General features: G+C 43.6%; 16 protein-coding genes and 2 pseudogenes. 11 read left to right on the forward strand and 7 right to left on the reverse strand.

Annotated features, from left to right (window positions below; translation table 11 throughout):
* Positions 1–106: 106 nt before the first annotated feature.
* The 3 genes and pseudogenes from HV037_RS05025 to HV037_RS05035 all read right to left on the reverse strand — a co-directional run.
* Positions 107–820, reverse strand: a complete 714-nt coding sequence (locus HV037_RS05025) for an EAL domain-containing protein (RefSeq protein WP_042933967.1) — start codon at positions 818–820, stop codon at positions 107–109.
* A gap of 15 nt (positions 821–835) precedes the next feature.
* On the reverse strand, positions 836–1,048 hold the full coding sequence (locus HV037_RS24515) for a fimbrial protein (protein ID WP_071846151.1): 213 nt from the start codon (positions 1,046–1,048) through the stop codon (positions 836–838).
* Between the two features lie 373 nt (positions 1,049–1,421).
* Positions 1,422–1,694: pseudogene (locus HV037_RS05035) on the reverse strand (transposase domain-containing protein); the annotation flags it as partial.
* Positions 1,695–1,718: 24 nt separating this feature from the next.
* Here HV037_RS05035 and HV037_RS05040 point away from each other — a divergent pair.
* On the forward strand, positions 1,719–2,024 hold the full coding sequence (locus HV037_RS05040; RefSeq protein ID WP_042933968.1) for a HigA family addiction module antitoxin: 306 nt from the start codon (positions 1,719–1,721) through the stop codon (positions 2,022–2,024).
* Between the two features lie 106 nt (positions 2,025–2,130).
* Positions 2,131–2,451, forward strand: a pseudogene (locus HV037_RS05045) (transposase domain-containing protein); the annotation flags it as partial.
* Between the two features lie 124 nt (positions 2,452–2,575).
* Here HV037_RS05045 and HV037_RS05050 read toward each other — a convergent pair.
* Positions 2,576–2,782 carry an AlpA family transcriptional regulator gene (locus HV037_RS05050; protein ID WP_047725194.1) on the reverse strand — a complete coding sequence of 69 codons (207 nt, stop codon included), beginning with the start codon at positions 2,780–2,782 and terminating at the stop codon, positions 2,576–2,578.
* A 302-nt stretch (positions 2,783–3,084) separates the two neighbouring features.
* Complete coding sequence (locus tag HV037_RS05055; protein ID WP_044350487.1) at positions 3,085–3,327, reverse strand: AlpA family phage regulatory protein; 243 nt, start codon at positions 3,325–3,327, stop codon at positions 3,085–3,087.
* A gap of 112 nt (positions 3,328–3,439) precedes the next feature.
* Between HV037_RS05055 and HV037_RS05060 the strand changes: the two genes are divergently transcribed.
* The gene (locus HV037_RS05060) at positions 3,440–4,306 is read left to right on the forward strand and encodes a hypothetical protein (protein ID WP_044350485.1); all 867 of its coding nucleotides are present in this window, start codon (positions 3,440–3,442) and stop codon (positions 4,304–4,306) included.
* A gap of 342 nt (positions 4,307–4,648) precedes the next feature.
* Here the strand turns inward: HV037_RS05060 and HV037_RS05065 are convergent, their stop codons facing one another.
* Positions 4,649–6,106: a YfjI family protein gene (locus HV037_RS05065; protein ID WP_014837274.1), complete on the reverse strand. Its 1,458-nt coding sequence runs from the start codon at positions 6,104–6,106 to the stop codon at positions 4,649–4,651.
* A gap of 234 nt (positions 6,107–6,340) precedes the next feature.
* Positions 6,341–6,973, reverse strand: coding sequence for an inovirus Gp2 family protein (locus HV037_RS05070; protein WP_049238458.1), 633 nt, complete (start codon positions 6,971–6,973; stop codon positions 6,341–6,343).
* 732 nt (positions 6,974–7,705) lie between these two features.
* On the opposite strand from HV037_RS05070, the gene HV037_RS05075 reads away from it, so the two are divergent.
* The 8 genes from HV037_RS05075 to HV037_RS05110 all read left to right on the forward strand — a co-directional run bounded on the left by HV037_RS05075 (position 7,706) and on the right by HV037_RS05110 (position 11,789).
* Positions 7,706–8,530 carry a DUF932 domain-containing protein gene (locus tag HV037_RS05075; protein ID WP_049238647.1) on the forward strand — a complete coding sequence of 275 codons (825 nt, stop codon included), beginning with the start codon at positions 7,706–7,708 and terminating at the stop codon, positions 8,528–8,530.
* Positions 8,527–8,784, forward strand: coding sequence for a DUF905 domain-containing protein (locus HV037_RS05080; protein ID WP_049238645.1), 258 nt, complete (start codon positions 8,527–8,529; stop codon positions 8,782–8,784). The genes HV037_RS05075 and HV037_RS05080 overlap by 4 nt, the downstream gene beginning before the upstream one ends.
* A gap of 79 nt (positions 8,785–8,863) precedes the next feature.
* Positions 8,864–9,307: an antirestriction protein gene (locus HV037_RS05085; protein ID WP_049238643.1), complete on the forward strand. Its 444-nt coding sequence runs from the start codon at positions 8,864–8,866 to the stop codon at positions 9,305–9,307.
* 11 nt (positions 9,308–9,318) lie between these two features.
* Positions 9,319–9,798 (forward strand): DNA repair protein RadC, encoded by a 480-nt coding sequence (gene radC / locus HV037_RS05090; protein WP_049238640.1) that lies wholly within the window; start codon positions 9,319–9,321, stop codon positions 9,796–9,798.
* 13 nt (positions 9,799–9,811) lie between these two features.
* A complete protein-coding gene (locus HV037_RS05095; protein ID WP_049238638.1) occupies positions 9,812–10,033 on the forward strand; it encodes a DUF987 domain-containing protein in 222 nt (73 codons plus the stop codon).
* Positions 10,034–10,057: 24 nt separating this feature from the next.
* Complete coding sequence (locus tag HV037_RS05100; RefSeq protein WP_049238636.1) at positions 10,058–10,417, forward strand: type IV toxin-antitoxin system YeeU family antitoxin; 360 nt, start codon at positions 10,058–10,060, stop codon at positions 10,415–10,417.
* A 56-nt stretch (positions 10,418–10,473) separates the two neighbouring features.
* Positions 10,474–10,863, forward strand: coding sequence for a TA system toxin CbtA family protein (locus HV037_RS05105; RefSeq protein ID WP_049238634.1), 390 nt, complete (start codon positions 10,474–10,476; stop codon positions 10,861–10,863).
* 86 nt (positions 10,864–10,949) lie between these two features.
* Entirely contained in the window at positions 10,950–11,789 is an 840-nt protein-coding gene (locus HV037_RS05110) for a DUF4942 domain-containing protein (protein WP_049238632.1), read from the forward strand.
* The last annotated feature ends 466 nt before the right edge of the window (positions 11,790–12,255 follow it).

The raw sequence follows: 12,255 nt of genomic DNA on the forward strand, positions 1-12,255 counted from the left end.
CAAATTCACGGTTTACTACGGCCAGATTCGACCATCATAAGCTCCGTTAATAAACATGTTTACTTCTGTGATCAGGAGTGAACTATAAACGGAGTAGAGTTAACACTCATAGTGTAATTTCTGTTTTTACCCTCTGTGGTGTCGTGATAAGTTCATCAATCCTTTTCTCTGGCCACAGATATCCCTGTAAAGCGAACCATGGCATATCTTTTAACCATGAAACATAGTGCAAAGTCTCAACACCTTCAATGACCACTTTATAATTATTTACATGGAAGTAATTTAATAATGCACACATCAGGTCCTGCCCGCCGTTCTGCGCAGATAAATTCCACAGAAGGTTTTTACTAATCTTTATATTTTGAAATGAATTATTTTCTAATGCCATAAAACCTGCATACCCTGCACCGAAATCATCCATCCAGAGTGAATACTCTTTATTTAGAGTGTTAATGATTGACCCGGATTTCACCAGCGATTCAGAAAACTCATTCATTTCAAAATGCAGACAACCGATTTTTCTTACCCATTGTATTATAGCGTCATCAGTCAGTATCTGTAATGTTGATTCATCAACATTCACTGTAGCAATAATATCATTCTGATGAAACCACGACCGATGCTTTTCAACAAGCGAAATCTGCTGCAGAAGGATCTGCGAGCGTAGTGTGACAGATATCTGACGAAAAAATTCCTCCATGGGCAAGGGGGCGTCCGTTAGACGGGTCAGACACTCTACGGCAACAATATTTCCGTCACGACCGAACATGGGTTGAAAAACATAATATACATCAGCCAGCATATTGGGTGTAGTGAGCATTAATAGCCCCTTAGGTTATTTGAAGGTGACATCAACATTAGCCGATGCATTAAAAGCACCTATTCTGGTCAGAGCTGCGTAGGTGCGCCATTTCAGGCTGGCCAGAAAATGACTTTCAATGACGCTGCCGTTGACACAGCCAAGAGTGGCCGGGTTGTTCATCGGGATCCAAGCTGTTGGGGCTGAAGAAGATATCAATATCCCAAAACCTCTGTCAGAAGTGTGCAAAATAACCGTTGCATCCTAGATGAGATTAATAATGCTGAAGGTAACCATCAGTGTTTGCCCCCCACCCTTGGTCAGTTCAGCCCTGATACTGAACGGAACCTGCTTTTCCCACTACTGCATTTCGCGCCAGAATTTTACTAAAATCCACCGCGGAATCATTATTGACTAAAAACATTATATTTTGACACATAATATATAAAATTTAGCCAAAATGTATAATCGTTATAAACGATTTATTTAACACTTTTCTTTGTTTATACCTATTGATTATGGTAATCAATAATTCTCAAACAATAGGATCAGGTTATTGAATGTAACGTTCCGGTGAACGCACATTGACGACAGTGACCGGTTCTGCATTCCACAGTTCCAGTCAGTCGATCAGGAGATTTTTCGCGAAGGGTAACAGTTCGTGCAGCCTCTCCTGCGGTAATGAAGGCAGGCGCTCCAGCACCGATTTCAGCCAGCCATACGGCTCCACGCCGTTCAGCCGCGCTGTTTCCAGCAGGCTCATGATGGCAGCAGCACGATGCCCCGCCTGCAACGATCCGGCGAACAGCCACGTATTCCGCCCCATCACCACCTGCCGGATCGCCCGTTCGCACCGGTTATTATCCAGCGGCAGCGCGCCGTCATCCACGAACCTTCTGAACTATGAGGATTATCATTGATGAGACAGTTTAAAATCTCCCACCCCGGAGAGATGATCGCCAGGGATTTAGCTGATATGGGGATTAGCGGTTGTCGATTTGCTCTCAATATTGGGGTTACGCCAGCAACCGTATCTCGCCTTCTGGCTGGAAAAACTGCATTAACTCCCGCACTTGCCATTCGAATATCTGCTGCGCTAGGCAGTACGCCTGAGTTTTGGCTCAGACTTCAAAGTGCCTTCGACTTACGCCAGCTTGAAAGCGAGATAGACACCTCAAATATCGTGCTGTATGGCACAGGAAGCGACGCAAAGACCAGCGCATAAAAGAAACCCGCCACTATCGGCGTAATGCCGATCAGTTAAGGATCGGTTGACCGATCCAGTGGCTGTGTAAGAATCCGGAAATGTTCATTCGTTTCCGGATTTTTTTATGCTTCTCAGTCAGGTACTCAACACCGTTCATAATTTTACACCGGAGGCGTTTTCTGCGCTTTCTGAACTGCTTTCACCTGAACTCATTGATGAATGCCTCGCCGATACAGGTATCGTCACTATTCGCAAACGTCGGCTTCCGATGGAGATGATGGTCTGGGCCGTGACCGGAATGGCATTGTTTCGTTCCCTGTCCATGAACCAGATAGTCTCACACCTTGATATTCTTCTGCCTGGTAAACGTCCCTTTGTGGCACCCAGCGCCGTTGTTCAGGCTCGTCAGCGACTGGAAGCCGATGTCATCCGTCTGGTCTTTGAAAAAACACGCCTGAACCGCCCCGGTTTTCCTGGAGTGAGTTAAGTTCGGGAGTTCAGGCTGCCAGATCCTTGTTCCCGATGGAAGCGTAATACGCTTTTTCTGCCTCTACGTTTTGCATGCATGGTTAGTTTCCTCTTGATTTTTCCATACGCTGTTTTAACCATGTCTTTACTTCACTTTCAGTCCAGCGGGAGCTACGGCCCAATTTAATCGGCTTCGGGAATTCACCGTCCTTGATGAGTTTATAAAACCATTTGTCTGTTAATCCAGTGTAAGCAGTAATAAAGGCCATATTAACGAGGCGATCTTTTGTGAGGTCTGTATCTGACATGTGATTATTATTTTTATGATTAAATACTGATGCATGTTCTTTCATTATTAATTCTCTTTCGGTAAATATACAATATCTGGAGTTGTTTGAAGTTTAGACTGATTTTTTTCTAAACTTTACCTTTAAAATATAACTGTGCGAAGAAAAATCACCTTCGGATATTATAAGTATCATCATTCAGGATGGATCATGAATTAATAGCGATTTTTTATATATCGTTAACTTACCTATATGCTGACATGAGTTGATCTGGCAACAGCAATAAATATTGAATAGATGGTATTAGCATTACAGCTACAATATCAGATTGACATCGGGCGATTATTTATCCAGTCGTCCAGTTCTGACTCCAGCCAGCCAACTGATTTAGTGCCCAGGCGACGTTGGATGGGAAAAGTTGGATCATATCGTGGTGATTTGGTGTTTAACCAGTCATAGATGGTCGCACGAGCGATGCCTAGCTTTTCCATGACATCTTTGATCCTGAGCATTTTAGCTGGATTTACATACTTTACTGTCTGCTGTGTTGAGTTACTTTGAGACATAATCAATACCTTTTTTGCGTTTTAGACAGGGACTATGTTGCCAACAAATGCCAGGCTACAATAGGCCTTAAGTAAATGAGCAGTTAAATCACTTCAGGGGGCTTTACTTTTTATGGATAATGTGAGTTGCGATTCTTTGGATGAAATATATCAAGACATACGCAAGGCTTTTGAAGAGAAGCTTGAAGCGTTAGTAACAAAGCTGAAAGGTTCAGTCCAATACGATGAACTGATAACAATGCGTGAAAAAGCTTATGAGGTTATTGAGGAATTTAAGACCATCGAGGAGGTACTGCCGGAGAGAATTGTTGATGAATCCCATCCAGATAATTTCCGTTTACTACAGGAATTTAATGATGTTAATGGAATTATTGTGCCAAAACCGTATGTCTATAAAAAAACTTACGCTGAGGCTCGGGCCAGTATACAGAAAGAAATGTTTGACGGTCGAATTTCTGGAATTATCAAATTAGTGGATGAAAACTTCTGGTTACATTATCTTTTTATGGGGTTTAAGGATTTTTACTGGAGTGAGTATATTTTATCAAATGGCAATAAAAAAGATAGTTGCGAGTTTTTACTTTATGCACTACTTTATATCACCTACGCCGCAGACAGAAATGATAAAGCAAAGACTGGTGATTGGCTTAGATTAAATGAAAGGTTTGATAGAATTAAAAGAAAATCAGCATCAAGCCTTGGCGGAAAGAAAAAATTAAAAGATCTCGATTATCTAAAGCCATATATATCTTCAGCGCTGTCCGATCATTCCCCTGAAGGTGGTTGGGAAAGCAAGAGGCAATTCATTGATACCATTATCCCACTCGTTGTAAAACTTGATGGAGAACACAATTCCGAAAAATGGAAGGGAGATCCAATAAAAAGGGAAAACACATTACGTAATAGAATCGATAAATGGTTATTGGACGACCTGCGGGACAATTATGATAAATTTATTCGAAATAAGAATAAGCGTTAATTAATTGATTTAAAAATAACTTTTTGCATCTCCAATGCCCTTCCATATCTCATGTATTCACAAGTATGCTTAACACTTGACCAGGGAAGGGCATTATTTTTCTTTGCAAACTTAGAATAGTATAAAATTAATATGATAATGTCCGGAGGTGACAGTGATAACTGATGTTTTTCCCGCCTGGAACACCATCCCTGAAAATAATATTTTTATAAAAAAAGTTTTTATATATTTTCAAAAACATCATATATATCAATTTATTGCCACTCCATTTGAAATATTCAACATATCTTAATCACTGCTATCAGTTGCTACTGGTAGCAACTGATAGCAGTGCAGTTGACATCAATGACGATGGATATGTATTATTTCGCTGGTGCTGCCATTACTATTTTTAATTTTTTCAATTCTTATTTTCTCATCTTCTTCCAGATAAGCTAGCGCATCGTTAAGTTTTCTTGAGTTTCTTAGAGCATATGGGCCTTTTCTCCTTACTATCATTTTATTCAGAATGGTGGGAGTGTTTAATATTTGAGGGTAATTAACATCAGGATCCTTGTATTTTAATAACCATTTGTACAATATATCAGCGTTATGCTCTATTGAATCTGAGCATGATGAGATAGCATCAAGAGCCTGTTGATAATAAAAATACGCTGTTTTCGCACCTGCCTGAATGGTTCTTTCAGATATTTCATTTCCGTGCTCATCACTAAAAAGATGAAAAACCCCAGCCAGTCTGACAATATTTTCAGGCATCTTAGACAACATGCCTTCTACAACAGGATGTTTCTCTCTGTCTTTAAGTATACGTGATTCAATATGTTTATATACTAAACCGAGTGCTGACTGAGCCTCTTCGGATAAGTATAGATATTTATGCTTTTTATTATTTTTGTACCTCTCTTCAGAAAGCAGCAGTAGTTCCTTTATTCTGTCATGAAACCTGATGGTGTTACTTTTACTGTTATTCTTAACAGAGCTGCGGTGACCTCTTTTTGAAGTTACTCCGGTTATCATAAAACGGGACAGAAACCCTGAGCCTACTGCATAATCCCCCTGAAGTTTGATATATTTTTTAAACTCACTGGACTGAATCATTAATAACATTGTAAACATACATTCATCCATACTACACCTGCCACTTTTTCGTTCTATATCAAACGGAGCTCCATCCCATAAAAGGTTTAAAAATCCCAGGTTATTCTTTGCACGTCCTTTGAAGAAAATACCGGCCTCATCCGACATAAGACTCGATGAAGGCACATGACTGCAGAGTCCCTGCTGTAGCGCTTCTGGTGTCGTATCACTGTAGATCAACTTATGCAATGCGGGTGGTTGCGGTTTTTTTCGGTAAAGCTCTTTCATGCTCTGAGTATCGTATTCAACATCAATTCCTTTCTCGGTTTTTTTACTAATCACTTTCAATAGTGCTTTCTCCTGACTTTTCCATGACTGAAGTTCTGCATTGTAATCCAGCATTAATAACGTATATTTTTGACGTGATTCCTTTTCAAAATCAAAAAATGGTTGTGTGACTAATTTAAATACGGCACTTTTTCTCTCTCCAGAGTCAGCAATAACGGTGTAATACATTGGGCAAGGGCTCACTCTCCCGTCTGGATGTTGTATTTTTATTACCCCCTGGCATGCCAGTGATACAGCAGCCAGAACAACTGTTTCAATGAGTTCTACCGGAGCCTGTAGTTCTCTTTCTATCTCCTCCACGGCATCTCTTAAAATGGGAGGAAAAAAATTTACAGGATTGTTATTTCTATCATTAAGCGAACATCCAACACTCATATCTTATCTCTCATGTCAGGTTTATTTAAAGGATATCTCCTTCCGGTAATGAGAATATGCTACCTGGCTGCTATTTGGAATACACCAGAAAACCATCAGGCCAAATTAGCTTTATTTGGATTGATATTTTTTAGTCAGGATTGTTTTGCTACCTGATACTGTACAGATATGAGTCATGAACAGCCCTGTACTGGTCTGTTTTGCTCATGGGGAAATAGATAATTTGTGATGCCATTATTTAAAGCTACATCCAAAATTACGTTCACCATCTGTAAAGCATTTGCTTTTCTTTTTTGCAAAGTAACTTGTCCGGTAAATCAGCGAGCCATATGACTCACTTTTCTTGCCATCCTTTGCATTCAGGTAATAACAAGGATTCCTGGGTGTGTGGACTAACTCTTTATCGGGGGGATATATGAAACTGACAGCACTCATCCATGACTCACGTATAAGGCGGAGGAGTGTACCTTTTTTACTATCGTACGCTCCCAGTGTATTGAAAGTGTCCCCGTTGAGTAACAGTAATACGTGATAATGTTTCTTATGTGAATCAGGTACAAACTCTCTGGCCCAGACAACGCGTAATGATGTTTTACGAACGCGTTTACCCTCTTTCTCCCGTTTGTTAAGATGATGTGAAATTTTTGCTTTCAGAGAATCCGTAAAGCGGGATATTACTGATGAATCTGTCCTTGCGAAATTCGCCTCATCAGGCATGTCATTTAATGGTTTGAGAACAGGAGTATGTAAATCTATTCTTACAGCCAATACTCTTGGGTGTTCACTTAATGCTTTATCAATAGTTTGTTCTATTTTCTTTAAATGGTATTGATTCAATTTTCCGTGAGAGGTGATATATTCGTACATACTATTTATTTCCTTTTTATATTTCGAAAGTGTTAGTCGTAGTAGAGTTGATTATTTAATTAAATCACTTTCTCTACGCTTGTATTGTTCATATGCATTATGCATACGGTATATGTTTACTTACCGAGTTATATACATGAGCGTTGTTGTATTAGTGATGGAATGTTTTTTTGTTTCAATGTATTGAATTACATATGTTCTCATGTTTATTAATCTACAGGCATTGTTTTATATGTGTCGATATGTATCATATAATCTATATACACATCTATATACACATCTATATACACATCTATATACACATCTATATACACATCTATATACACATCTATATACACATCTATATACACATCTATATACACATCTATATACACATCTATATACACATCTATATACACATCTATATACACATCTATATACACATCTATATACACATCTATATACACATCTATATACACATCTATATACATACATAGACAAACGCCACTGTTCTTTAGTCCGGGGTTGAAGTTGCAATAAAGGAAGGAATTAACGATATTCATGATTTTTATACCTTTTTAGCCATCAAATTGCTCTGGAGTTATCACATATAATGTTTGGGATTTTTTTATTAAGTTATGGGTAAATTTGAACCTATATTACTTTGGTGAAAATCCGTTATTCCTCGAAGCATATATCTATTCTTCTGAGGTTAAGCCGTTTGGTGCAAAGAGATAAATTAAGGAGCTCATCATGAAACTAGCCAGTCGTTTTGGACGGGTAAATCAGGTACGGCGCGACCGCCCGTTAACCCGTGAAGAATTAATGCAATACGTCCCCAGTGTTTTTAGTGAGAATAAACACGAATCCCGCAGTGACCGATATACCTGGATACCGACCATCACTATTCTTGATAATCTGCAGCGGGAAGGTTTTGAGCCTTTCTTTGCCTGCCAGACCCGCGTACGTGACCAGGGCCGACGGGAGCACACCAAACATATGTTGCGCCTGCGTCGTACCGGGCAACTTACCGGACATCAGGTTCCCGAAATTATCCTCCTCAATTCACATGATGGCTCACCCAGCTATCAGATGTTGCCGGGATTGTTTCGTGGCGTCTGCACCAACGGGCTGGTCTGCGGGCAGTCATTCGGCGAAGTGCGGGTGCCACATAAAGGGGATGTGGTGGAGAAAGTTATTGAAGGGGCTTATGAGGTACTGGGGATATTTGACCGGGTTGAGGAGAAACGTGATGCCATGCAGTCGGCTCTGTTACCGCCACCAGCGCAGCAGGCGATGGCGAGGGCTGCTCTGCACTATCGTTTTGGTGAAGACCACCACCCCGTAACTACTGCTCAGATACTGACGCCACGTCGTTACGAAGACCGCAGTGATGACCTCTGGACGGTGTATCAGCGGGTGCAGGAGAACCTGATGAAGGGAGGACTCTCGGGGCGCACCGCACAAGGGCGAAGCAACCGTACCCGTGCTGTGAACGGTATCGACGGCGATGTGAAGCTTAACCGTGCGCTGTGGGTGATGGCAGAGAATATGCTCGAACTGCTGGGACAGGCATGACTTCGACGAGGAGAAACATACCCGTGAACACAGAAAGCCACCCACACCTTCCCTCCGGCCCGTTTACGCGTGAGCAGGCCTCAGGCATTGCAGCACAATATGACAATATCGCCATTGAAGACGACCAGGGGATGCATTTTCGTCTGGTTATCCGTTGTGAAGGTGTGATGGTCTGGCGGGCATGGAACTTTGAACCTGAAGCCGGAGTGATGCTGAATCGCTACATCGCACGTTATGGCATCCGCAGGTCCTGACCGGTCTTAACAGACTTTAGTCTCAGCCTTTCCCGCCAGCTCTGACCGGCTGGTTTTTTTATTTCCGGAGTTATTAATCATGAACAACGCATTAACGGATAACACCATTCCGACAGACACTCTTTGTGCCACACCTGTTAAAGATGAACAGCGCCTTCGTTTCTGGCCTCAGCATTTTGGCCGTATCCCGCAGTGGATAACCCTCGAACCCCACATTTTTGCCTGGATGGACCGGTTGTGTGCGGATTACAACGGTGGCGTCTGGGCCTTTTACACTCTCAGCAACGGTGGTGCTTTCATGGCTCCGGAAGAGAATGAAGGTCCCTGGTCGCTGTTTAATATCCTGAGTGGTAACGGCGCTGATATGAGTGCTGAAGCTGCCGGGATTGCATCCTGTCTGATGGCTTACAGCCACCATGCCTGCCGCACGGAGTGTGATGCCATGACGGAGCATTATTACCGTCTGCGGGATTACGCGCTGAACCATCCTGAACGCAACGCCATTATGTACATCATCGACTGAGGTCCTGCACCATGGAAAAACAGTTACCGTTGTTTGCGTATGAACTGACAGCCTCCGCACAACAGACCATCCGCGAGGCGCTGGCTCTGCTGGAGCGCCAGTTACGCGAGCCCGGCGCGTCATTTACCTCCAGCAGCTCAGTACGTGACTGGTTACGTCTTCAGCTGACAATGGAGGAAAGAGAGGCATTTGTTCTGCTGCTGCTGGATAACCAGCACCGGCTGATTACGCACGAAACGCTGTTCAAAGGCACCATCAGCCATACCGAAGTCCATCCACGGGAAGTGGTGAAGGCCTCCCTGAAATACAATGCAGCAGCGCTGATTGTTGCTCACTGTCATCCTTCAGGCCATGCCGAACCCAGCCAGTCTGACAGACGGGTGACAGAGCGTCTGAAGAACGCTCTGGACCTTGTGGATGTGCGTCTCCTGGACCACCTCGTCATCGGCGGAATGGATATCGTCTCGTTTGCTGAACGGGGCTGGTTATAAGGGAGGAGTATTAATGAAAATTATCAGTAAACGTCAGGCAATGGCGATATACCGCCAGTATCCACAGTCCCAGTTGTTCCGCTTCTGTACCGGCAAATACGCGTGGTCCGGCAGCATCTGCCACTATGCCGGTCGCGAGGTGGAAGATATCAGCGGTGTACTGGCCGTATTCGCAGAGCGCCGCCAGGACCGCAACGGCCCCTATGTCGTATTGCGCAGCGTTACGTTGAATTAATCCACGTTTAAGGAGAGCTACATTTTGTCGAAGAAAACCACGATAACAACGCATGATATCAGCGAACCCTGGTGGGGGCTCAGACGCAGTGTCTCCCCGTGTTTTGGGGCCCGTCTGGTCCAGGAGAGAAACTCCCTGCATTACCTGGCTGACCGTGCGAACTTTGATGGTCAGTTCTGCGATGCGGATTTGCGCTATCTTGACCAGGCCTTCCCGGTACTGATGAAACAGCTGGAGTTAATGCTCACCAGCGGTGAACTGAATCCCCGTCATCAGCACGGCGTCACACTGTATGCAAAAGGTCTGACCTGCGAGGCGGATACGCTCGGTTCGCACGGCTACGTTTATATCGCGATTTATCCCACTCCCGTCACCACGGCATAACACTTTAATACTTCGCCCTTCAACGCACATATCTTCCCACTAAAGAGATAACGTTTATGCAAACCAAATTATCCCCCCTCATGCGGGCGGCATCGTCACGCCCGTCTCCCGTGGGTGTCTGGCAGACCCTGCTGACCTGCCTGCTGGAACATCACTATGGTCTCACGCTTAACGATACGCCGTTCAGTGATGAACAGGTGATTCAGCAGCATATCGACGCAGGTATCTCGCTGTCCGATGCCCTGAATTTTATTGTAGAAAAGTATGAACTGGTCCGCACTGACCGGCCAGGCTTCAGCATCAGGGAGCAGTCTCCGTTTATCACACCCATTGATATCCTCCGGGCCAGAAAGGCTGCGGGGCTGATGAACCGTGGCACGTATAAAGAGGTGACGGCTATTACCAGAGGACAACATCCGCAGGCCAACGCTTCAGGCAAGCGATGATTCGGATAAAAAGAACCGCATCCCACAAGTACATAAACACCAGCCCTGAGCGGCTGGTGTTTTTCTGACTATAAAGGAGAGAAATAATGGCCGGAAATAATGTTAATGAACCCGAAGTGTTAACCGGGCACACTGATGTGATTTGCTCCACCAGCATTGAACGTATTGTTACAGGCCGTAATGCTGCGCTGACACGGATTCAAAGCCTTATCAGTGAACTTGATGATATCTCCATTCTGACCCACGATATCGGCGGTGGTACAGCACAAGAGTGGGGAATGCGGGATGGCCATCGCTACGATTGCTGGTTCACGGAAAAAACCGATAAAGCAATGAAAGCGATGACCCGCAATATTGATCGCCGCATCTGGCGCGATATGATGAATAAATCAGGCATGCTGACCCTGATGGATGCTCAGGCGCGTGACGAGTGGCACAAAAGCCTGGAGAAAAACGATATCCCCGCGATCTCTGAAAACAATATCCTTAGTACCTTTGAGCAACTGAATCACGACAAACAGGCCGTTTTTGAGCGTGGTGTTATCAACGTTTTTAAAGCGTTATCGTGGGATTATAAAACGAACTCACCCTGTAGGTTTGGAAAAAAGATCATCATGGATGGTCTGGTTTCTTACAACCGCTGGGGGTTTAGCTTCACACATGGCTATCGACGCGACCAGATTGTTGATCTGGAACGTATGCTGACACTACTTGATGGTAAGCTGCTTCCGGACAATCGGGCTGACATTGCCTGTCGGCTGAGTGACCATATCGGCCAGCAGCGGACTTCTGAAGTGTATGACGATGAGCTATTCAGGATTAATTATTTTCAGAAGGGGAGTGCGCACATTGCGTTCAAGCGTCCCGAGCTGATTGAGCGGCTCAACGATATTATTGCCAGACACTATCCGGGGATGCTAGCTTGATTATGTTGTGGTAGTTGGGTTCCCTGTTTGGCAACCAAACTATGTGCAGTTCTGTGAAAATCCAAGCAGAAGAATTACTGTATACGAATGTGTATAGCTATTGATGTAATGTAATAAAAATAATTTAATTACAGTGAGTTAAGTTCTTTGTTCGATTCCCTTCGCCCGCTCCACGACTTACTTCTCACAGACTCTCCTGATTCAATTATCCTTCGTAATCTCAATGTGTTTCTTTGTTTAACGGTCAGACAGACTCAATGCACGACTATGCAGGCTAAAGCGATTGTGGGAGACGATAGGCCTCCCTTTCGGGAGATACCTCATATGAAACTAACTATCCACAGGGGCCAAAGAGAAATCTTTGACGCTCTCGGATAGTAGAGCTTTGTATATGCTGGTTAATCCTTACAATTCGCGATACTGGTGTCTTAAATATCGCATTTCCCCCGTGGTACAAAAAATCAAC

Origin of the sequence: Citrobacter sp. RHBSTW-00017 (genome assembly GCF_013797615.1) — a bacterium.
Lineage (GTDB): Bacteria > Pseudomonadota > Gammaproteobacteria > Enterobacterales > Enterobacteriaceae > Citrobacter > Citrobacter braakii.